This is a genomic window from Luteibacter sp. UNCMF366Tsu5.1, assembly GCF_900119235.1.
Classification (GTDB): domain Bacteria; phylum Pseudomonadota; class Gammaproteobacteria; order Xanthomonadales; family Rhodanobacteraceae; genus Luteibacter; species Luteibacter flocculans.
On record NZ_FPIS01000001.1, the window covers coordinates 1,120,148 to 1,144,859 of the forward strand.

A 24,712-nucleotide genomic window follows, 5' to 3' on the forward strand; every position below is an offset into this window, starting at 1 on the left:
CACCATCGCGGGCAGCCGATAAAGACGAAGCGCACAGGATGTGAACGGGAGAGCAAGAAACCGGAGCGAATGCATCGCGTGGGCCCTAGAATGGCGCAATGGCCTTGAACCTGCTGATCGCCGACGACCACCCCATGTTCCGCGCCGCCTTGCTGCATGCGCTCGCCGAGCCCCTGCGCGGCGGCACGGCACGGGAAGCGGCCAGCCACAGTGCGATGGAGGCGGTGCTCGCCGAGGGCCACCCAATCGATCTGGTCCTGCTCGACCTGACCATGCCCGGGGCGATGGGGTTCTCGTCGTTACTGTGGCTGCGCGGGGAACACCCGGACATTCCCGTGCTGGTCGTCACATCCAACGACCACCCACGCAACGTACGACGCGCCCAACAGTTCGGCGCGGCAGGTTTCGTGTCCAAGTCCGCATCGGCCGAAGCGTTGCGCGAAGCCGTCGCCCAGGTGATGGCCGGCGGCACGGCCTTCACGGCCGCCCGTGCTGAACGCAGCGACGAGGACGCTCGCCTGGCGGCACGTCTGTCACGGCTCACGCCGGCGCAGTTTCGTGTGCTCATGCTGATGGCCGAGGGGCTGCTCAACAAACAGATCGCGGCCGAACTCGGGCTCGCGGAGAACACGGTGAAGATTCACGTCACCGCCGTGCTGTCCAAGCTCGAATGCCGCTCACGTACGCAGGCCGCGGTGCTGGTGAAATCGCTCGACGTCGACGAAGGCGTCGACGGTTCGCACCCTGGCTAGTCGGACGTCATCAGCAGACGACTCATGACCGCACGCAGGCGCGCCGGGGCCAGTGGCTTGATGAGATAGCGCAGCCCGAGGCCACGCGCATGTTCGATGGCCGCGGCGGACGGCGCGACCGACAGCAACACCGTCGGTGGCGAGCGTCCCCAGCGGGCGATCAGCGCCGCGCGCAGTTCGTCGCCGCTCGCACCGTCGAGTGGATCTTCCTGCAACAGGATGGCCGGAGCCTCGTCGGTCTCGGCATGGCGCAATGCGGCTTCGGCGCTGCCGACGGTGACCACGTCGCAGCCCCACGACGACAGCAACGCAGACGTCACCCGCCGCGCCGCCGCATCGCCATCGATAAGCAGCACGCGCTTGCCGCGAAATGGTGAATCGTCCACCCCGTAGTCGGCGGAGTCAGCGTGCCCGATGCCTTCGAGGGCGAGCGGCAAGGTGATCGAGAACACACTGCCCCGCCCAGGCCAAGAGCGTACCGTTACCGGCGCGCCGAGCAGACGGGCGATCCGGTCCACGATCGACAGGCCCAGCCCCGCGCCGCGGCGCTCGCGATCCACACCGTTGTCGAGGCGCAGGAACTCGTCGAAGATCGCCCGCGTCTTGGTCTCGGGAATGCCTATACCGGTGTCCCAGACCTCGACCCTGGCCTGCCCGTGCTGGCGCCGCACGCCGATGAGCACGCGCCCGCGTGGCGTGTAATGCACGGCATTCGACAAAAAGTTCTGCAGCACGCGACGCAGCAGCAAGGGATCGCTGCGCACCACCACGGTCGTTTCGACCTGGCGGACGTCCAGCCCGCGCGCCTTGCCGAGGACGGCAAACTGCCGCCCCAGTTCCGCAAGCATCGGCCCGAGCAACACCGCACTGAAACGCGCTTCGACCGCGCCGCCTTCCAGGCGCGACACATCGAGCAGGCTCGCGAGCATGTCGTCCTGCGTATCCAGCGCCGAGCGGATCTGTTCGACCAGTTGGCGTTCCGCGTGCGCCAGCGCGCCATCCGCCAGCGCTCCGATGAACATGCGCGCGGCGTTCAACGGTTGCAGCAAGTCATGCACGGCCGCGGCGACGAAGCGGGTCTTCGAGCGACTCGCGCGCTCGGCTTCGGCCTTCGCCTCGTGCAGATCGCGGGTTCGCTCATCCACGCGCTGTTCGAGGGTGCTCGCCAAGGTGCGCAGTTCACGCGCAGCCGCTTTGTAGGCCGTGATGTCGGCATAGCTCGTGACAAACCCGCCACCCGGCAAGGGATTGCCGCGAATTTCCAGGATGGTGCCGTCCGGTCGTTCGCGCTCGTACATGTGCGGGCTGCCGGCACGCAGGTAATCGAGACGTCGCTGGATGGCCTCCTCGACGTCGCCCGGCCCCAACAGACCGCGACGCGCATTGAAGCGAAACAGCGCCTCGATGGGCTGCCCTACCTTCAGCAGTTCGTCGGGAAAGCCGAAGATCTCGCGGTAGCGGGAATTCCAGGCCACCAGACGCAGTTCGCCGTCGATGACGCTGACCCCTTGCGGAAGGTGATCGAGATTGCTGTGCCCGCCCTGGCTTGCCTCGTGTGCCGCAGCGACGACGCTGTCCTGCGCGGTACGCAGTGCGGCGGCATGGTGCGCCACCATGCGTTCGAGTTCCTCGCGGCTGCGCTGCCGCAGGCGCGCGAGACCGATACGCTGCTGAATGAACAGGCCAAAAAGAATCAGTGGCAACCATCCGGCCAGCACGACGAGCGCGGCGTTTCGCCCGGCGTCCCATGCCGGCCGCGCATCGGCGAGCAAGTGCAGGGTCCAACCCTGCCGTGGCAGAGGCATGCTGCGCCAGACGACTTCGTGCGGTACCGCCGGCGAGTCCACCGTGACGCGCAGTGCACCGTCACCCACCGTGCCAAGCACGCGTCGCGCGACCGGCGTCAGCGGACGGTTGCCGTATTGCCGCGTGGTGTCGATGGCGGCCACGTCCTGCGGTGCCAGTGGCCGCAGTGCGCGATAGAGCCAACCGTCGCTGTTGGCGAGGAACACGACGCCGTGCTCGTCGGCGAGGGCGACGGTATCGTCGCTGAGCGCCCAGTCCTCGCGTACCTCGTCGAGCGTGATCTTCACCACGACCACGCCCAGATGCTGTCCCATCTCGTCGTCGACGGCACGCGCGATGAAGTACCCGGGCACGCGGGTCGATACGCCCAAGGCGTAGAACGTGGCGCGACCGTCGCGCATGGCGTTGTGGAAATAGGGACGAAAACGGTAATCGAGGCCGACGTTGCTACCCGGCGTGTCCCAGTTGTTCGCCGCGACCGCGCGGCCCTCGCGATCCAGCAGCGTCAGCGTGGACGAGTGCACGGCGCCATTGGCCTGCGCCAGCTTCTCGTTCAGCGCCGCGACGGTGCTCGGGGACAAGGGGCCACGTAGCGCCCCGCGCAACTCGGGGTCCAGCGCCAGCACGTCAGGCAGGACCGTGAAGCGATCGATCAGGCGCCGTACCGCCGACGCGCGCAGATGCAGACGGTCTGCCGAGGCATGCGCGATATCCGCCAGTTCGCGATGCCAGGCCCACCAGCCGGCCCCGGCCGAGGTGGCGAGCATGGTCGCCGCCAGCACGGCGATCAGGGCGAGCTTGGGAATACGGAAGAATCGCGTCATCAGGCTGCCAATGGTCGCACAGCCCCATGGGCCTCTAGCCGGAATGTGTTATGGGCCAGGGAGGCGTCGCGGGCTACAACACGGCACCGCCTTCGAGGCGACCACCACGTGCCGCCATGCCCTCCCCACGCCCCGAAACCTCGACGCCCTTCTATCGCCAGACCTACGTGCAGGTACTGGCCGCCATCGCGCTCGGCGCGCTGCTGGGCCACTACTCGCCCGCCTTCGCCGAATCGCTGAAGCCGCTCGGTGACGCCTTCATCAAGCTGGTGAAGATGGTCATCGCGCCGGTGATCTTTCTCACCGTGGTCACCGGCATCGCCGGCATGCCCCACCTCAACGCGGTGGGTCGCGTGGTGTTCAAGGCGATGGCCTATTTCCTCGTCTTCTCCACCCTGGCACTGGTGGTGGGACTCATCGTCGCCAATGTCGTGCAGCCCGGCGCCGGATTGGACGTGGATGCCGCCACGCTTTCCACGAAGGAGATCGCCAGCTACGCCTCCAAGGCGCACGATATGACGCTGACGGGCTTCCTGCTCGACATCATTCCCGATACGGTCGTCGGCGCGTTCACCTCCGGCAACATCCTGCAGGTGCTGCTGTTCGCCGTGTTGTTCGGCATTTCGCTGACCCTCGCAGGCGAGCGCGCGCGCCCCGTGGTGGACTTCTTCGATGCACTGACCACGCCTGTGTTCCGCCTGGTCCACCTGCTGATGAAGGCCGCGCCGATCGGCGCCTTCGGCGCCATCGCCTTCACCATCGGCCGTTACGGCATCGGTTCGTTGTCTAACCTGCTCTATCTGGTCGCCACCTTCTATCTCACCTCGCTGCTGTTCGTGGTGGTGGTACTCGGCACCATGGCGCGCATCGCCGGGTTTTCCATCTTCCGCCTGCTGCGTTACCTCAAGTCGGAGCTGCTGCTGGTGCTTGGCACATCCTCGTCGGAGGCAGCACTACCCTCGCTGATGGAGAAGATGGAACGCGCGGGCTGCGACAAGTCCGTGGTCGGTCTCGTGGTGCCCACGGGCTACTCGTTCAATCTCGACGGCACCAACATCTACATGACGCTCGCCGCGCTGTTCATCGCGCAGGCCACGAACACGCCGTTGTCGCTCGGCGAGCAGATCGCGCTTCTGCTGGTGGCGATGGTGAGTTCCAAGGGTGCGGCCGGCGTCACCGGTGCCGGATTCGTGACCCTGGCGGCGACGCTCTCGGTGGTGCCTTCGCTTCCCGTGGCAGGCATGGCATTGATCCTCGGCATCGACCGCTTCATGAGCGAATGCCGTTCGCTGACCAACTTCATCGGCAATGCCGTGGCGACGATCGTGGTGGCTTGCTGGGAAGGCGCACTCGATCGCGGAACGCTTGCGGCGACGCTCGCCGGCCGCACCGACGGCGCGCAAACCGGCAACGGCACGAGCCTCAACCACGGCAACGCCACGCCCTGACCACGACGAGACGGACTGCATGACGACAAGGACATCCCGCCCCCGCGCCACGCTTGCCGCGACGCTACTCGCCAGCGCCTCCCCGGTCTGTTTCGCGACGGACGATCCGCCAACGGCTGAATTGCTGACGCGTATCGAACAGCAGGCTGCGAAGATCGATGAACTGACCTCGCGGCTTGCACAGCTGGAAAAGTCGATGTCAGCCAACGGCGCCCCACGTTCGGATAGCGGCATGACCGCGGCCGCTGCGCCGTCACCTTCCGCGCCCGCAAAGAAGGCGTCCCAGGACCTCGCCGGCAACGTGCGCTGGAAGCGCAGCGACGCCGCGCCGACCTTTGCCAGCGATGACGGCCAACGCACCTTCAAGCCGCATGGTCGGCTGCTCATGGATTTCAGTCGCACGCACGGATCGAGTCACGCGACACGGAACCTCCATGGCTCCGAGGTCGCGAATCTCCGCCTCGGTGGCGAAGGTGCCATCGGCGCGCTGGGCTATCGCATCGAAGCGGAGTTCGCCAATGACAGCGTCGCCCTGCAGCCCGCCTACCTCAGCTATAACACCACCGTGGCCGGCAACGAGGCGACGTTCTATTTGGGCAACTTCCTCAAGGATCTGGGCACCGAGGGATCGTCCGATCTCGCCCGCGTGCCGTTCCTGCTGCGCAACGCCGCCGTCGCGGTGGCGCGGCCGTTCGTCAGCTACTTCGGCATGGGCACGCAGGTGCGCGTGTACGGCGACCGCTGGCACTACACGCTATCCGTCACGGGCAACGCCCCCAAGACGGGCACGTCGGGCAAGTATTCGGAGACGGTGACCTATCTCACGCGCGCGCACGTCAACCCGTGGAAGACCAAGGACGGCTTTGTGCACGTGGGCGGATGGCACTACTACGAAAGTCTTGGTGGCGGCGTGTCTTCCATCGACACCGCCATGCCGCTTACCGCATTCAACAAGCTGCTGATGGTGAGCGCTGGCCCTGTGGTCGATCCAACGCATAACAGAGGCACCGGCTTAGAACTCGGCGGCGTACATCGCAGTACCTGGGCAATCGCAGAGCACGGCAAGCGCACCATCCATACGCGGCACAACGGGCGCGTCCACCGTCAAGGCACGAGCGTCGCGGCCGGCTGGATGATTACTGGCGAAGCGCCCGGATTCTCCAGCCGCTCGGGAAGCTGGAAAGCCGTGAAGGTCGCCAACCCCGTATCGTCCGGCGGCACGGGCGCCTTCGAAGTGGCCGGCCGCATCGATCACTACGACTTCGCGGACGCACCCGGAGGCGGCACCGGCCGAAGCGCCACGATGGCACTCAATTGGTACCTCAACGACTGGTCGCGTCTGATGTTCAATTACATCCGTTGGGAAACGAATAACCGCAGCGGGAATATGATCGGACGCGATGACGGGCACTCGCTGGCGCTTCGCGCGGAGGTTCTGCTTTAAGGATGGGAAGGCGTGCTATCGCACGCCTTCGTCGCGCTTGCTCAGGTCGTCCATTTTCTTCTCACCCTCTTCGATTTTCTTGTCGCGTTCCTTGTGAATGGGGCGATCCTTGTCAGCGACATAGTTGTTGTTGCGATCGCCGGATTGCACGCGGTGTTTAGGGTCGTCGTTGACGTTCGGCGTTGTCATGGCTTCTCCAATGGCGGATGTGCCCGTACGAGGCACGCTGGAAAGGCTCGACCCGCCGGCCTTTGCGTACCGTCGCGAAGATGTCACGGCGATCCTCACATCTGGCGCCAAGCGCCCTTCTGCGCTCGCCCGGATTGACGACGTCGCCGACAGCGCAGGGTGCCAACGCGCGTCGATCATGAGGCCCTTTTGCAGGGGCTAGGCATGGCATCGATCCTTCCGTTACTGGTGATGGCGACCGCGTCGGGTGGCGCGTTTCCCGAGCAAATACCGTCCGTAAGGGCGCCCGTTGTCTACACAAAGGCCTCCCACCACCGCGAACCTCCCGCGCCCGAAGGTCCCTTGCACATCGCGCTTTCCCAGCTGAAAGAGCATGCCGAAGCCGGAGACGGTAACGCCTCGGCTGCCATCCACGCAGGTCTGGCGAAATGCCGCGCGCTGCGCGAGCACCCATTGACCGACCTCGCGTTCACCTATTGCGGAGGCGTCTCGGACGATGAGGTCAAAGAGGCCGGCTCATGGCTCATGCGTGCCGCCGACCAGGGCAATGAAGCGGCGATGTTCGTGTTCGCTACGACACGCACTGCGTTCTCGACACCCGATGCCACACATACCCATCGCCCTTCCATGCCTACGGACGACAAGCAACGTGCCGCACAGCATCTCTACTCCCTGGCGAACCGATGCCACGTCGACGCCATCGCTGCGCTATACCGGCAACGATTGAAAGGCGGCCCCCTCTTCGCGCAAGACCTGCGCGCTGCCTACGTTCTCCAGCGCGAGCTGCTGGAGTTGTATGTCGGACTGATCGCATCTGGCGAGCAAGCTGCGCTCACCGGGAAGCTTTCGGTGAGCGAGCTAGCCGAGGCGCAGAACGAGGCTTCGGCGTTCCTTGAGCTGCAGTGTCGTTGATCCGGGCCGGCGCGGTGGTTCCCCACGGGCTGGGGGCTCCACTAGTGTCGGCAGAGACCCGTCGCCATGCCCTCACGGACGTGACGATGTTCAGGAAACGCCGTGGATTGGGTACGGTAATCTCTGCGTCGTGGCCTACGATGCTTCGCTACATCGGCCCGTCGGCGTCCCCTAAGGAGTTCCCATGCCCACATCGCATCGCATTTCGTTTATTCATCGCCGTCGGCCTTTCGCTACCGCCATCCTGGCCCTGACGTTCGGCTATGCCCATACGAGCCTTGCCGCGAACTTGCCGCCGCATTTCGACGTCAATGCAAAAGCCGATGTGGCCTCCGGTCTTCAGTGCGTCGTCGGCAATGCCACTGACGCCGATGGAATGAACGCAAGGGCTTGGGTCGCGGTTGAGGATGCAAAAACCCAGAAGGTCCGTTGGGCAACACCGGTCCCGCTTGCCAAGGGCTGGTACCAGAACCAGGCCACCCACTGCCTGGTGAATGGCAAGCAGGTGCAGGCCCTCATCCAGTCCGATACGGCGTCCGATGCGTCCTCCGCCCAGACCTTCGTCGACGTGGCGTCGTTCGACATGACCACCGGGCGCCTCCTATCCGTCGCCCCCGTTGTCGCTCCCGGCGTCCACGGCAGGGTTTCCTTGTCGGTGGACAAGGACGCATCCCATTTCGAATTAAAGAACGGACAGCCCGTCGTCACCGGCACCTGGACGATGCTGCCCGACCGTGCGGAGGAGACGCCGTTTACGGCTTCGCCGTCTCCTGCCGGCAAGCGAGGCCATTGAGATGACTAACCCGTCCCAGCAATTCATTGCCGACATTTATCCCGCGGCCAAGAAGGTCGCCGACGAATCGGGTACATCTCTTGAACTCATCCTGGCGCAGACTGCGCAGGAAACGGGCTGGGGACAGAAGGTACTCCCAGGCACGAACAACCTGTTCAACGTCAAGGCGGATGCATCCTGGCACGGTAAGACCAAGGAGTTCACCGTTCCGGAATATGACGAAAACAAGAAGATGTACATGTCCAAGGAGAAGTTTCGCGTCTACGATTCGTACGAGGACGCGCTCCGCGACCGTCAGAAATTCCTCGAAGACCAACCACGCTATGCAAAGGCTGGACTGTTCGACAAAGGTGTGAAGGGCAACCTCGAAAAAGAGGCTGAGGCACTGGAAAAGGCGCACTACGCAACCGGTCCGAACTACGCCCGCGCCATCATCAACGTAGCCAATGGCCCAACCATGCGCGCCGGCATTGCGTTGGCGACCGGCGAGAAAGCGCACGAACATGGCGGCAGCCACGCCGAGGTTTTGCGCGAGAACGACAAGGGTGCAGCCGTCGGTAAACTGCAGGCCGACCTTGCCGCTCTTGGTTTTACCGCAAAAGACGGCAGCACCATCCATGCCGACCAGCACTTCGGGCCGAAAACGAAGGAAGCCGTCGAGGCGTTTCAGACCGCTCACGGCCTGAAAGCCGATGGCGTAGTTGGTCCGGCGACCGTGGCAGCGCTAGATCAAGCAAAAGCACATAACCAAGCAGTTCCGACGTTACTTGATGCCCGTCACCCAGCTCATGGAATCTATGAGCAGGCACATACCTGCGTAGCGCGCATTGATGAAAGCCAGGGCCGCACGCCCGGGGTGCACACACAGAACTTTGCGGGCTCCCTGACGTCAGCCGCCACGGCAGCGGGCTTGAACCGCATCGATCATGTCGTTCTGAGCGACGACGCGAGCAAGGGATGGGCAGTGCAAGGAGATCTCCAGTCACCGTTCAAACAACACGCCGAAGTCAACGTGATGCAGGCCATCCAGACGCCGCTTGAGCAAAGCAGCCGGGAAACGGCTTTGAATTTGCAGAATCACGCCGCTCAGCAACAGACACAGTCGCTGCAGCAAGGGCTTCAGCAGGAGCAAATGCAGCAGGACGTTGGTTCTCCTGCGGTCAGGTGACAACCACAGGAGGCAAAGTGGGCGCCACTTTACACCTAGTGGCTAGACATCCGTCTTTCTCGGATCACTAGCTTTTGGAGTTCACCGCCTGTCCGAGCACAAAAAAGCCCGCGTTAGCGGGCTCATTTGCAAACTGGCGGAGAGGGAGGGATTCGAACCCTCGGTACGCTTACACGTACGCCTGATTTCGAGTCAGGTACATTCGACCACTCTGCCACCTCTCCGGGAACGGTCGACGGCGAGGGGTTAGCCTTGCCGGGCCCGCAATGATAGTGGGTCTTCTGTGCCGTGACAACAGGCTTTCGATGGGGCATCCTGCCCGAGCCACGGGCGCCACGGCGCCCTCTTCCAGCGTTTCGCAAGGCCACCATGATCGAGTTCGGACACGGCACGCATACGGGACTTCGCCGTACGCGCAACGAGGATACCTACTATGCCGATGCCGGCCTGGGGTTGTTCCTGGTCGTGGACGGCATGGGTGGGCATCGCCATGGCGAGGTGGCGTCGGCCACAGCGCGCGATGGCGTGGTGGCTCAGGTCACCGCCGGTCAGTCGCTGGTCGATGCGGTGCAGCGGGTCAACGAGGCATTGATCGCCCGTTCGAGCGGTCAGGCAGCTGCGCGGCCTATGGGCACGACCATCGCCGCCGTACGCATGACCGGTCGCCGCTACGAAGCGGCCTGGGTCGGCGACAGCCGGATCTATCGTTGGGACGGTGCGCTGCAACGGCTCTCGCACGACCACTCCATCGTCGAGGCGCTGGTCGAGGCTGGCGAACTGACCGAAGCGCAGGCGCGCATCCATCCGCAGCGCAGCGTGCTCACCCAGGCGCTGGGAATCACCGCGCCGGATCAACTGCACATCGGTCTGGCTCGTGGCGAACTCGCACCGGGTGCGCGTCTGCTGCTGTGTACCGATGGTTTGACCGATGAGGTGGACGACAACCGCATCGGCGAGATCGTCGCGCGCAGCGACATCGCGGCGCAGGAGTGCGTGGATCACCTGCTGCTGGAAGCACTCGCTGGCAGCGCGCGCGACAACATCACGGCGATCCTGTTGCGCGTCGCCGCCTGAGTTTCAGCGCACCATCTCGCCGTCCGCAGCGCGGGCGTCATCCGCCGTCAGCTTTCGCCAGATGCTCTGCCCGCCTGCCGACTTGTCGATGGCAGCCAGACGTTGCGCGTGTCGTTCGAGTTCGTCGTTCGAGGCGCGCAGCACGATCGGCCGCCGCGTGATGACGATGTCGCCCAGCACGTTCGCGTTGCGATCATCGGCACCGGCATCGAAGGCGAAATCGAGAGCCACCTGGCCCGACGTCATCGCGATATAGACGTCCGCCAGCAACTGCGCATCGAGCAGGCCACCGTGCAGATCGCGGTGTGCGTTGTCCACGCCCAGGCGCTTGCATAGCGCGTCGAGGCTGTTGCGCTGCCCCGGATACATCGCGCGCGCCATCAGCAACGTGTCGAGCACGGTGGCGTGATCGGCAATGCGGCCGTATTGCGGGCCTGCCATCTTCAGTTCGGCATCGAGGAAGCCGACGTCGAATGCCGCGTTGTGGATGATGAGTTCGGCACCGCGAATGAACTCGAGGAACTCGTCCACCTTGTCGCGGAAGAACGGTTTGTCGAGCAGGAACGCGTCTTCGATGCCGGTGACGGCGCGCGCACCTTCGTCGATGGCACGCTCGGGATTGAGATACGTGTGGAAGGTACGACCGGTCGGGCGCCGCTCGATCATCTCCACCGCACCGATTTCGATCAGGCGATGGCCGAGGTGTGCCTCGAGACCCGTGGTCTCCGTATCGAGGACGATCTGCCTCATGCCACCCTCCCCTTTGCCTTGTACGCGAGGGCCTGGTCACGCGCGGCGACGTCCACGCGCTCGTTTTCCACGTGGCCGTTGTGACCCTTCACCCATTCCCAGGTCACGGTGTGCGCGGCGGCGGCGGCATCGAGCCGTATCCACAGATCCTGATTCTTGACCGGCTTCTTGTCCGCTGTCTTCCAACCGTTCATGCGCCACTTCGGCACCCATTCCTGCACGCCTTGCATCACGTACTTGGAATCGGTCATGAGGTGCACGTTGCAGCGCCGGTTCAAGGCTTCGAGGGCGGAGATGGCCGCCATCATTTCCATGCGGTTGTTGGTGGTATCGGGCTCGCCACCGGCGATCATTTTTTCGACGCCCTTGGCGCGCAGCAGCGCGGCCCAGCCACCCGGTCCAGGGTTGCCCAGGCAGGCGCCATCGGTAAAGGCTTCAACGGTATCGGTCATGGGTACGTCTAGAGAGTTTCGCGGGCATTGCGGCGGGCGCCGGAGGCGAGCGTGCCGGGTATAGGCGACGGCACCACCGCGGCGCGGGGGCGCAAGGGTACCGCTGCCGGGCGTTTTTTGCGCGCCACCAGCAGATAGCCGCCGCCGAACAGGGATTCGCCGGTCGCGGTGCCGCCCGTGCGCGGCCAGGCGCTGCCGACGCGGCGCGGCACCGACAGATCGAACTCGTCGCGCACGAGGCGCTGGCTCCACCACCAGGGCCAGGTCAGTCGCGGACGCGGGCCCCGGCTCTGCCGCGCCACCCAGGGCGACCACAGGCCCACGGGGTGGATGCCCGTGATGGCCAGCATACCGCCCGGCGCCAGCACGCGGATCGCCTCGTCCAGCAGGTTGTCCTGGCGCGATGTGGTTTCCAGCGCATGGCGTAGCAGCACCACACCGAAAGCCTCGTCGACGAACGGGAGCGGTTCCAGCCCGCTGGCGATCACATCGCCGCCCAACGCCTTGCCCGCCACCCTCACCGTGGCCCAGTGGCCGAGCAACGGGATGGCCGGTGGCTCGGCCGGGGACGAGGTCGTGAGGTGCAGGCCATGGTCTCCCGTACAGCGAGACAGCAAGGGCGCCAACACCCGCGCCTCATCCGCCAGCAGCTTGCCGACCTGGGGCGTGGTGTAAATGTCGGGCGCGAAATGAGGCATGCCCGCCGAGTGTAGTGGGGTTGAACGGGGGGTGCACCGTTAACGACTAGCTAACGAGCAGCCCAGAACCGGCTGATATAGTCCGGCGCGCCCCGCCCGGTCTTCACACTTTCCCGGCGGCCATTCCACGGGTGTTCGCGCCCCATCGACGTCACGGAGTTCGCCCGATGCATTGGGTCCCCGTCGCGGCCTTGAGCGACAACTACATCTGGCTGGTCGCCGACGACGAGGGCAATGCCTTCGTCGTGGATCCCGGTGAAGCCGCCCCTGTCGAAGCCGCGCTGGCCGAGCGCGGCTGGCGGCTGACGGCGATTCTGCTGACCCACCACCATAACGACCACGTCGGCGGCGTGTCCGAGCTGGTGAGCCGCCACGACGTCGAGGTCTATGCCTCAGCCGATCCGCGCATCCAGCCGAAAAACCAGATCGTCGGCGACGGCGACACATTCACCCTGGACGCGCCACGCGCGAGCTTCAAGGTCATCGGTGTGCCCGGGCACACCTCCTCGCACATTGCTTATTACGGCGAGGGCTTCCTGTTCTGCGGCGACACCTTGTTCAGCGTCGGCTGCGGTCGCCTCTTCGAAGGCACGCCAGAGCAGATGCTCGCGTCACTGGACCGATTTGCCGACCTGCCGCCGGACACCCTGGTCTGCTGTGCGCACGAGTACACGACGTCCAACATCCGCTTTGCGCTGAGCGTGGAACCCGACAACGACGCCCTGCTGCGCCGCCGGGACGAAGTGGCCGAGCTGCGCGCAGCGGGAGCACCCAGCGTGCCCTCGCGCCTCGCCGACGAATACGCCACCAATCCCTTCCTACGCGTGGACAGCCCATCGGTCGCTCAATGGGCCGATCTTCAAGGACACGATCAGGCCGCACGCATCGCGCGCTTCGCCGCGCTGCGCAAGGCCAAGGACACATTCGCCGCATGAACCTGCCCGCTCGCCGCCTGCTTCCTGCACTCATTCCTTTGTTTCTGACGGCGTGTGCCGGCAGCGTGCCGAAGCCGGTACCGCAGGCGGCAGCCCCCACCGTCGCGCCCGTGGCGCCGGTGGAGGACGTGGCGATGGCACCGAAGCTGATGCGCCCCGACCAGCCGGCGGACTTCTGGGCCGACATGCGCGACAGCTTCGCCATGCCGGGCTGCGAAGCCGACCCGCAGGTTCTGGCCTGGGCTCGCATGTATACCCGGCAACCGAATCGCTTCGAGCAGCAGGTGAACGAGGTATTGCCGCTCATCGTCTACGCGCACAAGTCGGCGATGAAGCACAGCGTGGCAGGCGAGTTCGCCCTGCTGCCCTGGGTGGAAAGCCAATATCGGCACGTGCCGGGCGGCAAGAATCGCCCTGCCGGCATGTGGCAGATCATGCCGCAGACCGCGCGCACGCTCGGCCTGCGTGTGGACAAGAATTACGACGAGCGCCTGGACATCACCAAGTCCACCGAGTCGGTGATGAACATGATGCGCCGCTACTACGACGACCTCGGCGACTGGCGCCTGGTCGACGTGGCCTACAACGCGGGCGAGTTCGGGCTGAAGAAGACCATCGACAAGCACGGCGGCCCCAGCGGCGACGACGGCCTGCCCGATGTGCCCATGAAGGCCGGCACGAAGGAACACCTGGTGAAGCTGATGGCGATGGCGTGCATCGTGCGCGATCCCGCCCGCTTCAATGTCAGCCTGCCGCGGCAGGATCGGGAAAACACCTTGCAGGTCGTGACCGTCTCGGGGCCGCAATCGCTCGCGCAAGCCGCGAAGCAGTCGGGCCTGTCGATGAACGACCTGCGCGATTTCAATCCTGCGTATCGCACCACCAAGGGCACCGTCAGTTCGAGCCTGCTGTTACCGAAGTCGGCCGCCGATCAGTATCGCCTGGGGCCTGTCGATCCGGTGGCTGACGTCGCAGATGCGGATGTGGACGAGGCAGACGCCGACGTCCCGACCAAGACCGGCAAGCGCGGCAAGACCGCTAAGTCGGCCAAGAGCGGCAAGACGCCTTCGCGCACGAAGGCTGCCGATGTCGCGAAGGCACCGGTGACGAGCAAGACGAAGGCAGACGACACGAAAGTCGTCATCCACAAGGTCAACAACGGGGAATCGTTGTGGTCGATCGCTCGCCGTCATCAGGTGAGCGTCGAGCAATTGATGAAGTGGAACGACCTGCAGACCCAGGCGGTGAAGCCTGGGCAGGTTCTCAAGCTGACGGCGTCGCGCTGAGTCGCCTCAAAGCTGCACGACGTCCCATTGGACGTCCGGGCTGATGTCCGCTTCGTAGTTCACGCCGTTCGCTTCGAAGCCGAACAGCTTGATGAAGTCGTGCTTGTAGCCCGCGTAGTCGGTCACTTCCCAAAGGTTCTCGGTGGTGACGTTCGGCCACAGCGCCTTGCATTCGCTCTGTACGTCCTCGCGCAGCTCCCAGTCGTCGAGGCGCAGGCGGCCTTCGGCGTCGGTCTCGGGTACCGCGCCGTCAGCGCGATAGAGGCGATCGTGGAACAGGCGGTTGATCTGCTCGATCGTGCCTTCGTGGATGCCCTTGGCCTTCATGATCTTGAAAACCATCGACACGTAGAGCGGAATCACCGGGATCGCGGAGCTGGCCTGGGTGACCACCGACTTCATCACGCCGACATAGGAGCGCAGACCGTTCGCCGCATGGCGCTCGCGCAGCTCCTTCGCTGTACGATCGAGGTGCTGCTTGGCCTGGCCCAGCGTGCCATGCCAGTAGATCGGCCAGGTGATCTCGGTACCGACGTAGCTGTACGCGATGGTGGTGGCGTTGTCTGCCAGCACGCCCGCCTCGGACAACGCATCGATCCACAGGGCCCAATCTTCGCCACCCATGACGGTGACGGTGTCCTTGATTTCCTGCTCCGTCGCCGGCTCCACCGTGGCCATGACCACGGCGTCCTTGTTCGTATCGACGGAGGACGCGGTGAACGTCTCGCCGATGGTCTTCAGCGCGGAACGCACGACTTCGCCGGTCTTCGGCAGCTTGCGCACCGGCGACGCCAGCGAATAGACGACGAGATCGACCTTGCCGCCCATCTCATTGCGGATGATGTCGATAGCCTTCGCGCGCGTCTCGTCGGCGAACGCGTCGCCGTTGATCGAGCGGCTGAACAGCCCCTGCTCGCGCGCAAGACGATCGAACGCCGCCGAGTTGTACCAACCTGCCGTACCCGTCTTCGCTTCGCTGGACGGCTTCTCGAAGAACACGCCGAGCGTGGCAGCACCGTGGCCGAACGCCGCGGTGATGCGTGACGCCAGACCGTAGCCGGTAGACGCGCCGATCACCAGCACGCGCTTCGGGCCATCCGCAAACGCGCCGCTGGCGCGCGTGATGGCAATCTGTTCTTCGACGTTCTTCGCGCAACCCACCGGATGAGCGGTGGTGCAGATGAAGCCACGGACCTTGGGCTGGATGATCACGGGTCGTTCCTTTGCGAGCGAGACGGTCTTACATGCGGTCCTGCGCGATCTTGATGTCCGCGCGAGCCTTCAACGAGTCGATGTATTCGAGCGCGGCGGCCTGGGCCATGGCGTCCATCATCTGGCCACGCAGCGCGTCGCGCTGAGCCTTCTCGACCTTCGACGGATCGCCTTCCACGACCTTGTCCACCGACACCAGCGCGTAGGTGCCGTTGCCGGTCGGCACGGTCGCCCACGACGGCTTGTTGGCGACCGGATGCGGCAGCGTGAATGCCTGCTGCAGGATGGCCGGCGGGACGTCAGTGATGGCGCCGATCTTGTTGCGGTCCAGACCCGTGAGGCTGCGTACCGGCGCCTTCGTCAGGCTGGCGATGTCACCACCCTTGGCGAGCTGCGCGACGAGTTCGTCGGCCTGCTTCTTCGCCAGCGCATCCACGCGCTCGTCGAGGATGCGCTGGCGCACGCTGTCCTTGACGTCTGCCAGCGCCTTCGGCGCGGCCGGATTGTGTTTGGCGAGGTGCATGACCACGGCATCGCCCTTGCCGATCTGAACCAGCGAAGAGTTGTTTCCCTGGTTAAGCACGTCGTCGGCGAACGCGGCCTGCACGAACTTCGGATCGTCCGGAATGCCGGCACCACCGTCACGACTGAACAGCGGCGAGGTCTTGATCTCGAGACCAAGCTCCTTCGCAGCCGGTTCGAGCGAGCCCGGGTTACGTTCGGCAAGATCGCCGAGCTGACCGGCGCGCTCGTTGTACAGGCGCTCGCCTTCGTTCTTCGCCCAATCGGCAGCGAGCTGGCTGCGCACTTCGTCGAACGGCTTCGCGTCGCCTTCGCGGGCATCGCGCAGCCAGATGATGTGATAACCCTCTTCCGGCGACAGCACGGGTTCCTTGGTGATTTCGCCCTTTTTCATGCCGAACAGCGCGGTATCGAACGCCGGGTTCGCCACGCCTTTCTCCAGCCAGCCGAGATCGCCGCCACCGCGCTTGGAACCCAGGTCGTCCGAATTCTCGGCGGCGAGCTTGGCGAAGTTCTCGGGCGTGGCTTCCGCCGCGATCTTCTTGGCCTTGTCGAGCGCAGCCTTCTGCTGCTCGGGCGTGGCGTTCTTCGGCACGTTGATGAGGATGTGCGAAGCCTCGCGCTGCTCCGGCTGCGCGTAGCGCTGCTTGAACTTGTCGTAGAACTCGTGAAGCTGCGCGTCGGTCGGCTCGCCGAGCTTGAGGTCCGACTGCTTCACTTCGAGGTACTGCACCGAGACCTGCTCGGGCGTGGTGTAGTCGGCGATGTGCGACTTGTAGAACGCATCGATGTCCGCGTCGGACACGTTCGCATCGGTGAGCGACGGGCGCGGGAGTTCTACGAACCGCAGGTCGCGCTGCTGCAGGCGCAGGCGAAAGAACGTATCCACGTCGGCATCGCTCACCAGCGTGGTGTTGGAAATCGCGCTCGGAATGAGCTGCGTGGCAAGCGACGCGCGCACCTTGGCCTCGTACATGGCGGGGCTCATGCCCTGCATCGAGAGGATGGCGCGGTAGGCCTCCGGGCTGAACTGCCCATTGACCTGGAAGCCAGGATCGCCACCGATGGCGGCACGCACGCTGGCATCGGAAACGGTGAGACCCAGATCGCTGTTCGCCTGCAGGAGCAACTGCTGGCTGATCATGCCGTCGAGTACGCGCTGCTTGAGCTCAGGCTTTTCGAGGTCTGCGGCCGTGAACGGCGAACGCGGATCCTGCGCGGCCTGCTGGCGCAATTCGTTCAAGCGTTGCTGCCAATCCTGCTGCGAGATCTCGTGATCTCCCACCTTCGCAACGTACGTATCGACGCGCGATACGAAGTACGACTCGATGCCGAAGAACGCGACGGCGAAAACGCAGACGCCGAGCACGATGGCGGCGGGCCAGCCGTGGATCTTGTTACGCAGGGCTTGCAGCATGATGCGACTCGCAGGGTTGCGCCGGTAAAACTCCTTACCGGCGTTAGACAAAGCAAAGGCGCCACGCGGGCGCCTTTGCGGACCAATGGCGGAGTGGACGGGACTCGAACCCGCGACCTCCGGCGTGACAGGCCAGCATTCTAACCGACTGAACTACCACTCCACTTTCCGTTGGTGGGTGCTGAGGGGATCGAACCCCCGACCAGCGCCGTGTAAAGGCGACGCTCTACCGCTGAGCTAAGCACCCCTACGGTAAGACCAGTTAGTTTACGTGATCCTTGAGCGCCTTGCCAGCCGTGAAAGCCGGAACCTTGGACGCCGGGATCTTGATCTCTTCGTTCGTACGCGGGTTGCGGCCGGTACGGGCAGCGCGGCTGCGCACCTTGAACGTACCGAAGCCGACGACGGCGACGTCGTCACCCTTCTTGAGGGCATCCTTCACCGCTTCGATGAGGCCCTGCAGAGCGCGGCCAGCGTCGGCCTTCGACAGTTCGGCCTTTTCGGCGATGGCGTCGATGAGCTCGGATTTGTTCATTACGTAACTCCCTTCAAAGGTAATTCGAATCGCCGGACGGCGATCCTTCACGAGAAGACTTCGGGCTGCTGATGCCGCCCGGGGACAACAAGGCAACCCCGCGATCCAGGGCGCCCTTGCGGCGCGGGCGATGGCGGTGTGGCCTTTATACCAGTGCCCCCCAACCATCGCAATACAAGCAATACCAAGGCTTTCAGCTTGAAGCATGGACTTCGGAGGCTTGCACGAATGCCGAAAAAGCATTATCGCGAATGCTCCGTGACAGGACGACGAAAACGAAAAGGGCGCACACAAGTGCGCCCTTGTTCGTGTGGTTGAACGATGAACGATCAGTGCGTGAGCGACGGCGAGGCCTTGCCCTTGCGCTTGCCCTGCCCCTTCGGCACCTCGACGACACTGCCGCCATCGGTCGCCGCCTTCGGGCCCAGCGGGCGTTCGAGAGCGAGGTCCAGCACTTCGTCGATCCACTTCACCGCGTGGATGTCGAGCGAGCTGGTGATGTTCTCCGGCAGGTCCACGAGATCTTTCCGGTTTTCTTCCGGAATGATGACCGTAGTGATGCCGCCGCGATGCGCCGCAAGCAGTTTCTCCTTGAGACCACCGATCGGCAGCACGCGACCACGCAGCGTGATCTCACCCGTCATCGCCACCTCGGAGCGCACCGGCACCTTGGTGAGCGCGGAGACGAGCGCCGTGCACATCGCGATACCCGCGCTCGGACCGTCCTTCGGCGTGGCGCCTTCGGGCACGTGGATGTGGATGTCGAGCTTCTCGTGGAAGTCCGGCTCGATACCCAGGCCCGCTGCGCGTGCGCGCACGACGCTGAGCGCCGCCTGGATCGATTCCTTCATCACATCGCCCAACTGGCCCGTATGCACCAGCCTGCCTTTACCCGGCACCACCGATGCCTCGATGCTCAGCAGATCGCCGCCCACCTGCGTCCATGCGAGACCGGTGACCAGACCCACCTCGTTCTGCTGCTCCGCACGACCGAAGTCGAAGCGGCGTACGCCGAGGTAATGATCGAGATTGCCGCCATCGACGCGAACGTGATCGGGCGCGAGCGCCTTACCCTTGCGCGCCGTCTTGGCAACCTTCGCCTTCGCGTGTGCGGGCACGGTACCGAGAGCGATCTCCTTCACCACCTTGCGGCAGATCTTCGAGATTTCGCGCTCGAGATTGCGCACACCGGATTCACGCGTGTAGTAGCGCACGATGTCACGCAGCGCATCCTCCGCGATCGCCAGCTCTTCCGCCTTCAGGCCATTGGCCTTGAGTTGCTTCGGCAGCAGGTACTTCTGCGCGATGTTGAGCTTCTCGTCCTCGGTGTAACCGGGGATGCGAATGACTTCCATGCGATCGAGCAGCGGCCCCGGAATGTTCAGCGAGTTCGCCGTGGCGATCCACATCACCTCGGAGAGATCGAGATCCACTTCGAGATAGTGATCGTTGAACGCGTTGTTCTGCTCCGGATCGAGCACCTCGAGCAACGCGGACGACGGGTCGCCGCGGAAGTCCATCGACATCTTGTCGATCTCGTCGAGCACGAACAGCGGGTTCTTCGTGCCGACCTTGTTAAGGTTCTGCACGATACGGCCCGGCATCGAACCGATGTAGGTACGGCGATGACCGCGGATTTCGGCTTCGTCACGGACGCCGCCCAGGCTCATGCGGACGAACTTGCGATTGGTCGCCTTCGCGATCGACTGGCCGAGCGACGTCTTGCCCACGCCAGGCGGACCGACGAGGCACAGAATCGGACCCTTCATCGTGTTCACTCGCTGCTGGACCGCGAGGTATTCGAGAATGCGCTCCTTGACCTTCTCCAGGCCAAAGTGATCGGCGTCGAGGGTTTCCTGGGCCAGCGCGAGATCCTTACGAACCTTGCTGCGCTTTTTCCAGGGCACACCGACGACCCAGTCGAGGTAGTTGCGCACGACCGTCGCTTCCGCGGACATCGGCGACATCTGCTTGAGCTTGTTGAATTCCTGGCGCGCCTTTGCGAGCACGGCCTTGGGCATGCCGGCCGCATCGATCTTCTTCTGCAGTTCCTCGATCTCGTTCGCGCCTTCCTCACCCTCACCCAGTTCCTTCTGGATGGCCTTCATCTGCTCGTTGAGGTAGTACTCGCGCTGGCTCTTCTCCATCTGCGACTTGACGCGACCGCGGATGCGCTTCTCGACCTGCTGGAGATCCATTTCGCCATCGACGAGGCCGATCAGCAGTTCGAGACGCTGACCGACGTCAGCGGTTTCGAGCACGCGCTGCTTGTCCGCCATACGCACGGAAAGATGCGCGGCGATGGAGTCGGCAAGCCGCGACGGATCGTCGATGCCCGAGAGCGTGGCGAGGATTTCCGGCGGGAGCTTGCGGCTCTGCTTCACCAGCTGTTCGAACAGCGAGACGAGCGAGCGCGACACGACGTCCAGCTCGCGTTCGTTGTTACTGTAGATCGGTTCGATGACGCGTGCGCGGCCGCTCATCATGCCGGCTTCGTCTTCGAAAGCGTCGACCTGCACGCGCGACTGCCCCTCGACCAGCACCTTCACGGTGCCATCGGGCAACTTCAGCAACTGCAGGACACCCGCCAGCGTGCCCACGTTATGCAGGTCGGCAATGGTGGGATCGTCGATGTCGGGGCTCTTCTGCGCCACGAGCAGGATCTGCCGCTCGCCTTCCATGGCCCGCTCCAGCGCGCGCATGGACTTGTCGCGCCCCACGAACAGCGGAATGACCATGTGCGGATAGACGACGACGTCTCGCAGAGGCAGGACCGGCAACAGGTCCAGCTCGGATCCGATCGGGGTTTGGCTGCGATTCTTCGCCATGTGCTTGGGGTTTCCCTCGGATGGATGGGGCGCGACTCGACACTGCGCCGGAGCCGCCATACACGTCAAGTGGTGGTTCGCGAAGGACCGATCAAGAGCGCATCCCCACAAGAAAAAACGGCCCCGGCGTCATGAGACGCCGGGGCCGCCGGAGTCGCTCTTGCGGGACGCAATCAGGCGGCGTCGCCGCCCTCGCCCGCGATCCGCTGCTGCTGCAGGTTGCCGCGGTAGATCAGATACGGCTCAGCCTGACCGTCGATCACGGCGTCATCGACCACGACCTTGCTGACGTGCTCCAGCGAGGGCAGTTCGAACATCGTGTCGAGCAGCACCTGTTCGAGGATAGTACGGAGGCCGCGTGCGCCGGTCTTGCGCTTGAGCGCGCGACGGGCAATGGCGGACAACGCCTCGGGGCGGAATTCCAACTCCGCGCCTTCCATGTCGAACAGCTTGCGGAACTGCTTGGTGACGGCGTTCTTCGGCTCGGTGAGGATCTGTACCAGCGCGGCCTCATCGAGCTCATCGAGCGTGGCAACGACCGGCAGACGACCGACGAATTCCGGAATCAGACCGAAACGAACCAGGTCCGCCGGCTCCACTTCCGAAAGCATCTTGCCGACGTTCTCGGTGCGCTCCTTGGAGCGAACCTCGGCGCCGAAGCCGATGCCGGTGGTTTCGGAACGCTGCTGAATCACCTTCTCCAGGCCGGCGAACGCGCCGCCGCAGATGAAGAGAATGTTTCGCGTGTCGACCTGCAGGAACTCCTGCTGCGGATGCTTTCGACCACCCTGCGGCGGCACCGAGGCAAGCGTGCCTTCGATGAGCTTGAGCAGGGCCTGCTGCACGCCTTCGCCGGACACGTCGCGGGTGATCGACGGGTTCTCGCTCTTGCGAGAGATCTTGTCGATTTCGTCGATGTAGACGATGCCGCTCTGCGCCTTCTCGACGTCGTAGTCGCACTTCTGCAGGAGCTTCTGGATGATGTTCTCGACGTCCTCACCCACATAGCCCGCTTCGGTCAGCGTGGTGGCGTCCGCGATGGTGAACGGCACGTTGAGCAGCCGCGCCAGCGTTTCGGCCAGCAGCGTCTTGCCCGAACCGGTCGGACCGATCAGGAGGATGTTCGACTTGCCGAGCTCGACCTCGTCGTTCTTCTGACGCGACTCCATACGCTTGTAGTGGTTGTAGACCGCGACGGACAGCGCCTTCTTGGCGCGCGTCTGGCCGACCACGTACTGGTCGAGCGCTTCCATGATCTCGCGCGGCTTGGGGAGTTGGGTCCGGCCAGAGGCCGCCTTCTCTTCCAATTCCTCGCGGATGATGTCGTTGCACAGCTCGACGCATTCATCGCAGATGAATACGCTGGGGCCAGCGATCAGCTTGCGCACTTCGTGCTGGCTCTTGCCGCAGAAAGAGCAGTAAAGAATCTTGCCGCCGTCGTTGGAACGGCTCTGCCGCTCGTCGCTCATGCTTTGGGCCCTACTGAGAATCCAGGTGCGCTTTGAGAATAGCACAGCACTCCGCCCCGGGAATCGGGGGCGGAGTGCTGGTTTTCACAAGCGAAAAGTACAATCAAGCTGAACGGACAGTCTCGACCGTGCGCTTGTCGAGCACCGAATCGATCAGGCCATAAGCCTGCGCTTCCGCGCCGCTCATGAAGCGATCGCGCTCGGTGTCGCGAGCGATCTCTTCCACCGTCTTGCCGCTGTGGTGGGCGAGGATCGCGTTGAGGCGCTCACGCATCGTGAGGATTTCACGCGCGTGGATCTCGATGTCCGTGGCCTGGCCGGAGATACCACCCGCCCACGGCTGGTGGATCATGATGCGCGAGTGCGGCAGCGAGTAGCGCTTGCCCGCCGCACCGGCGGCCAGCAGCAGCGCGCCCATCGAAGCGGCCTGGCCGATGCACATCGTGCTGACGTCCGGCTTCACGAACTGCATCGTGTCGTAGATCGCCATGCCCGCGGTAACGGAGCCACCCGGGCTGTTGATGTACAGGCTGATGTCCTTGTCCGGGTTTTCGGATTCAAGGAACAGGAGCTGCGCGACGATGACATTGGCCATGTAATCGTCGACCGGGCCGACCGCGAAGATCACGCGCTCCTTGAGCAGGCGCGAGTAGATATCGTACGAACGCTCTCCGCGAGAGGTCTGTTCGACGACGATGGGCACCAAGTTGAGGTTCTGGATCGGAGCCATGGACATGCGGTCTCTCCTTCGTATGGGGCCCGGTTGTTGCGATGGATCGGCGCTTAGGCGCCGATCGGCCGCATTACCTCGTCGAAGCTCAGTTCCTGGTCGGTGGTCTTGGCGTTGTCCGCCACCCACTCGGCCACCTGATCTTCCATGACGCGGTTCTGCAGTCCCGACATCAGTTGGGGGTCACCGTTATACAGTTCAATGACCTTTTCCGGCTCCTCGTACGTGGAGGCGATGGCGGCCAGCATCTCGTTCATGCGCTTGCGGTCCAGGCGCAGCTCGTTCTTGCGGGCGATTTCGCCCATGAGCAGCGCCGCGGTGACGCGCTTGCGGGCGAACGGCAGGGCTTCTTCCACCATCTGCGGGCTCGGCTCCTGGCCGCGCGGCAGGTTACCGGAGGCGAGACTGCGGGCTTCGGCGTTGGCCATCAGCTCCGGCACATCGAGGTCCGGGTAGGCCGCGGCGAGCTTCTCGGCCACTTCGGCCTTGAGGCGAGCCATGAGCGTCGCCTTGAGCTCGCGCTCGAGGTTGGCACGGACTTCCTTGCGGAAGGTCTCGATGTCGCCGTCGGCGACGCCGAACATCTTCACGAACTCGGCGTCCACGGTCGGCAGGTTGGGCTCCTGCACCTTCACGATCTTGAAGGTGACCTTGGCGGTCTTGCCGGCCAGATCGGGGTTGCGGAAGTCGGCCGGGAAGGCGACGTCCTGGACCAGATCCTCGCCCGCGCTACGGCCGGTCAGGGCCTCGTCGAGCGCCTTGAACAGGGTGCCGGAGCCGAGCACGCTGCCAGCACGCTCCAGGCCTTCGGCCGGGAAGCGGTAGTCGCCGGCTTCGGCGGCGTATTCGAACATCACGAAATCGCCGTCCTTCGAGGCACGCGACACGTCATCGAAGCTGCGACGCTGGGTGCGCAGGGTCTCGATCATCTTGTCGATGTCGGCGTCCTTCACCTCGGCCTTCGGCCGGGCGATCTCGATCGAGGCGACGTCGATGGCCGGGAATTCCGGCATGACTTCGAAGGTGGCCGTGTAGGCGATCTCGCCGTTTTCGGCGTTGCCCGTGGTGTCGACCGACGGGTTGGCGATCGGCTGCAGCTTCTCCTGCTGGAACGCGTCGCGCAGCGTGCTGCCGATGAGCTCCGACAGCGCCTCGCCACGGACCTGCGCGCCGAAGCGCTGCTTGATCACGTTGGCCGGGACCTTGCCGGGACGGAAGCCCTTCAAACGCACCGTGCGACCCATTTCCGCGATGCGCTCGCTGACCTGCGTCTCCAGACGCTCAGCCGGGAACTTCACTGTGAGCTTGCGCCCGAGCTTGCCGACATTCTCAACCGAAACCTGCATGACCTCTCCTGAAACCACCACGGACGTGGCGCGATGGCGAACATCCGTCGCCGTAACCGAAACCAAGGGATCCACCGCGAAACCGGGCCGGTCGCCGCGACCTGTTCCCCAGCGGCGAAAAA

At 64.3% G+C, this 24,712-nt stretch carries 20 protein-coding genes, 3 tRNA genes and 1 pseudogene; 9 read left to right on the plus strand and 15 right to left on the minus strand.

Translation table 11 applies throughout. The features are described 5' to 3' along the window. Positions 1-98 precede the first annotated feature (98 nt). Positions 99-752 carry a response regulator gene (locus tag BT115_RS04855; protein WP_072321373.1) on the plus strand — a complete coding sequence of 218 codons (654 nt, stop codon included), beginning with the start codon at positions 99-101 and terminating at the stop codon, positions 750-752. Here BT115_RS04855 and BT115_RS04860 read toward each other — a convergent pair. After that, entirely contained in the window at positions 749-3,382 is a 2,634-nt protein-coding gene (locus BT115_RS04860) for a hybrid sensor histidine kinase/response regulator (protein ID WP_072321374.1), read from the minus strand. The genes BT115_RS04855 and BT115_RS04860 overlap by 4 nt on opposite strands. A 116-nt stretch (positions 3,383-3,498) precedes the next feature. Here BT115_RS04860 and BT115_RS04865 point away from each other — a divergent pair. Next, positions 3,499-4,740, plus strand: a pseudogene (locus tag BT115_RS04865) (dicarboxylate/amino acid:cation symporter); the annotation flags it as partial. A 109-nt stretch (positions 4,741-4,849) separates the two neighbouring features. Continuing rightward, positions 4,850-6,274, plus strand: coding sequence for an OprO/OprP family phosphate-selective porin (locus BT115_RS04870; protein ID WP_072321375.1), 1,425 nt, complete (start codon positions 4,850-4,852; stop codon positions 6,272-6,274). 15 nt (positions 6,275-6,289) lie between these two features. Here the strand turns inward: BT115_RS04870 and BT115_RS18370 are convergent, their stop codons facing one another. After that, complete coding sequence (locus BT115_RS18370) at positions 6,290-6,643, minus strand: hypothetical protein (protein WP_143144457.1); 354 nt, start codon at positions 6,641-6,643, stop codon at positions 6,290-6,292. Positions 6,644-6,667: 24 nt separating this feature from the next. Between BT115_RS18370 and BT115_RS04880 the strand changes: the two genes are divergently transcribed. From BT115_RS04880 to BT115_RS04890, 3 genes are all read left to right on the plus strand, one after another. Continuing rightward, positions 6,668-7,375 carry a hypothetical protein gene (locus BT115_RS04880; protein ID WP_072321377.1) on the plus strand — a complete coding sequence of 236 codons (708 nt, stop codon included), beginning with the start codon at positions 6,668-6,670 and terminating at the stop codon, positions 7,373-7,375. Positions 7,376-7,559: 184 nt separating this feature from the next. After that, complete coding sequence (locus BT115_RS04885) at positions 7,560-8,168, plus strand: hypothetical protein (protein ID WP_072321378.1); 609 nt, start codon at positions 7,560-7,562, stop codon at positions 8,166-8,168. Position 8,169: 1 nt separating this feature from the next. Further along, on the plus strand, positions 8,170-9,336 hold the full coding sequence (locus BT115_RS04890; RefSeq protein WP_072321379.1) for an XVIPCD domain-containing protein: 1,167 nt from the start codon (positions 8,170-8,172) through the stop codon (positions 9,334-9,336). Between the two features lie 134 nt (positions 9,337-9,470). Here the strand turns inward: BT115_RS04890 and BT115_RS04895 are convergent. After that, a tRNA-Ser gene (locus tag BT115_RS04895) sits at positions 9,471-9,560 on the minus strand. A 145-nt stretch (positions 9,561-9,705) separates the two neighbouring features. On the opposite strand from BT115_RS04895, the gene BT115_RS04900 reads away from it, so the two are divergent. Continuing rightward, positions 9,706-10,410, plus strand: a complete 705-nt coding sequence (locus tag BT115_RS04900) for a PP2C family protein-serine/threonine phosphatase (protein WP_072321380.1) — start codon at positions 9,706-9,708, stop codon at positions 10,408-10,410. A 3-nt stretch (positions 10,411-10,413) separates the two neighbouring features. Here BT115_RS04900 and dnaQ read toward each other — a convergent pair whose 3' ends face one another. The 3 genes from dnaQ to BT115_RS04915 are packed head-to-tail and all read right to left on the minus strand — an operon-like array spanning position 10,414 to position 12,310. Continuing rightward, complete coding sequence (gene dnaQ, locus BT115_RS04905; RefSeq protein WP_072321381.1) at positions 10,414-11,160, minus strand: DNA polymerase III subunit epsilon; 747 nt, start codon at positions 11,158-11,160, stop codon at positions 10,414-10,416. Continuing rightward, on the minus strand, positions 11,157-11,612 hold the full coding sequence (gene rnhA, locus BT115_RS04910) for a ribonuclease HI (RefSeq protein WP_072321382.1): 456 nt from the start codon (positions 11,610-11,612) through the stop codon (positions 11,157-11,159). The genes dnaQ and rnhA overlap by 4 nt, the downstream gene beginning before the upstream one ends. An 8-nt stretch (positions 11,613-11,620) precedes the next feature. Beyond that, positions 11,621-12,310 (minus strand): methyltransferase domain-containing protein, encoded by a 690-nt coding sequence (locus tag BT115_RS04915; protein ID WP_072321383.1) that lies wholly within the window; start codon positions 12,308-12,310, stop codon positions 11,621-11,623. Positions 12,311-12,477: 167 nt separating this feature from the next. On the opposite strand from BT115_RS04915, the gene gloB reads away from it, so the two are divergent. Next, positions 12,478-13,245 carry a hydroxyacylglutathione hydrolase gene (gene gloB, locus BT115_RS04920; RefSeq protein WP_072321384.1) on the plus strand — a complete coding sequence of 256 codons (768 nt, stop codon included), beginning with the start codon at positions 12,478-12,480 and terminating at the stop codon, positions 13,243-13,245. Then, positions 13,242-14,531, plus strand: a complete 1,290-nt coding sequence (locus tag BT115_RS04925; protein WP_177257378.1) for a transglycosylase SLT domain-containing protein — start codon at positions 13,242-13,244, stop codon at positions 14,529-14,531. Before gloB ends, BT115_RS04925 begins: the two co-directional genes overlap by 4 nt. Before the next feature lie 6 nt (positions 14,532-14,537). Here BT115_RS04925 and fabV read toward each other — a convergent pair whose 3' ends face one another. From fabV to tig, 9 genes are all read right to left on the minus strand, one after another. Then, positions 14,538-15,743, minus strand: a complete 1,206-nt coding sequence (fabV, locus tag BT115_RS04930) for an enoyl-ACP reductase FabV (protein WP_072321385.1) — start codon at positions 15,741-15,743, stop codon at positions 14,538-14,540. A gap of 28 nt (positions 15,744-15,771) precedes the next feature. Further along, positions 15,772-17,682, minus strand: a complete 1,911-nt coding sequence (locus BT115_RS04935; protein WP_072321386.1) for a SurA N-terminal domain-containing protein — start codon at positions 17,680-17,682, stop codon at positions 15,772-15,774. An 86-nt stretch (positions 17,683-17,768) separates the two neighbouring features. Next, positions 17,769-17,845 (minus strand) — tRNA-Asp (locus tag BT115_RS04940). 9 nt (positions 17,846-17,854) lie between these two features. Then, positions 17,855-17,929 (minus strand) — tRNA-Val (locus tag BT115_RS04945). 15 nt (positions 17,930-17,944) lie between these two features. Further along, entirely contained in the window at positions 17,945-18,217 is a 273-nt protein-coding gene (locus BT115_RS04950) for an HU family DNA-binding protein (protein ID WP_072321387.1), read from the minus strand. A gap of 329 nt (positions 18,218-18,546) precedes the next feature. After that, the gene (gene lon, locus BT115_RS04955; protein WP_072321388.1) at positions 18,547-21,045 is read right to left on the minus strand and encodes an endopeptidase La; all 2,499 of its coding nucleotides are present in this window, start codon (positions 21,043-21,045) and stop codon (positions 18,547-18,549) included. Positions 21,046-21,218: 173 nt separating this feature from the next. Further along, complete coding sequence (clpX, locus tag BT115_RS04960; RefSeq protein ID WP_072321389.1) at positions 21,219-22,514, minus strand: ATP-dependent Clp protease ATP-binding subunit ClpX; 1,296 nt, start codon at positions 22,512-22,514, stop codon at positions 21,219-21,221. 103 nt (positions 22,515-22,617) lie between these two features. Next, on the minus strand, positions 22,618-23,250 hold the full coding sequence (gene clpP / locus BT115_RS04965; protein ID WP_072321390.1) for an ATP-dependent Clp endopeptidase proteolytic subunit ClpP: 633 nt from the start codon (positions 23,248-23,250) through the stop codon (positions 22,618-22,620). A 47-nt stretch (positions 23,251-23,297) separates the two neighbouring features. Continuing rightward, positions 23,298-24,590, minus strand: coding sequence for a trigger factor (gene tig, locus BT115_RS04970; RefSeq protein ID WP_072321391.1), 1,293 nt, complete (start codon positions 24,588-24,590; stop codon positions 23,298-23,300). Positions 24,591-24,712: the final 122 nt, after the last annotated feature.

Bases quoted from the DNA above. Each gene is read 5' to 3' on its own strand.
- rnhA (WP_072321382.1), bottom strand. From the start codon at position 11,612: ATGACCGATACCGTTGAAGCCTTTACCGATGGCGCCTGCCTGGGCAAC.
- BT115_RS04890 (WP_072321379.1), top strand. From the start codon at position 8,170: ATGACTAACCCGTCCCAGCAATTCATTGCCGACATTTATCCCGCGGCC.
- BT115_RS04935 (WP_072321386.1), bottom strand. From the start codon at position 17,682: ATGCTGCAAGCCCTGCGTAACAAGATCCACGGCTGGCCCGCCGCCATC.
- BT115_RS04950 (WP_072321387.1), bottom strand. From the start codon at position 18,217: ATGAACAAATCCGAGCTCATCGACGCCATCGCCGAAAAGGCCGAACTG.
- tig (WP_072321391.1), bottom strand. From the start codon at position 24,590: ATGCAGGTTTCGGTTGAGAATGTCGGCAAGCTCGGGCGCAAGCTCACA.
- BT115_RS04870 (WP_072321375.1), top strand. From the start codon at position 4,850: ATGACGACAAGGACATCCCGCCCCCGCGCCACGCTTGCCGCGACGCTA.
- clpP (WP_072321390.1), bottom strand. From the start codon at position 23,250: ATGTCCATGGCTCCGATCCAGAACCTCAACTTGGTGCCCATCGTCGTC.
- lon (WP_072321388.1), bottom strand. From the start codon at position 21,045: ATGGCGAAGAATCGCAGCCAAACCCCGATCGGATCCGAGCTGGACCTG.
- gloB (WP_072321384.1), top strand. From the start codon at position 12,478: ATGCATTGGGTCCCCGTCGCGGCCTTGAGCGACAACTACATCTGGCTG.
- BT115_RS04880 (WP_072321377.1), top strand. From the start codon at position 6,668: ATGGCATCGATCCTTCCGTTACTGGTGATGGCGACCGCGTCGGGTGGC.
- BT115_RS04855 (WP_072321373.1), top strand. From the start codon at position 99: ATGGCCTTGAACCTGCTGATCGCCGACGACCACCCCATGTTCCGCGCC.
- clpX (WP_072321389.1), bottom strand. From the start codon at position 22,514: ATGAGCGACGAGCGGCAGAGCCGTTCCAACGACGGCGGCAAGATTCTT.
- BT115_RS04925 (WP_177257378.1), top strand. From the start codon at position 13,242: ATGAACCTGCCCGCTCGCCGCCTGCTTCCTGCACTCATTCCTTTGTTT.
- BT115_RS04915 (WP_072321383.1), bottom strand. From the start codon at position 12,310: ATGCCTCATTTCGCGCCCGACATTTACACCACGCCCCAGGTCGGCAAG.
- dnaQ (WP_072321381.1), bottom strand. From the start codon at position 11,160: ATGAGGCAGATCGTCCTCGATACGGAGACCACGGGTCTCGAGGCACAC.
- BT115_RS04900 (WP_072321380.1), top strand. From the start codon at position 9,706: ATGATCGAGTTCGGACACGGCACGCATACGGGACTTCGCCGTACGCGC.
- BT115_RS04885 (WP_072321378.1), top strand. From the start codon at position 7,560: ATGCCCACATCGCATCGCATTTCGTTTATTCATCGCCGTCGGCCTTTC.
- BT115_RS18370 (WP_143144457.1), bottom strand. From the start codon at position 6,643: ATGATCGACGCGCGTTGGCACCCTGCGCTGTCGGCGACGTCGTCAATC.
- BT115_RS04860 (WP_072321374.1), bottom strand. From the start codon at position 3,382: ATGACGCGATTCTTCCGTATTCCCAAGCTCGCCCTGATCGCCGTGCTG.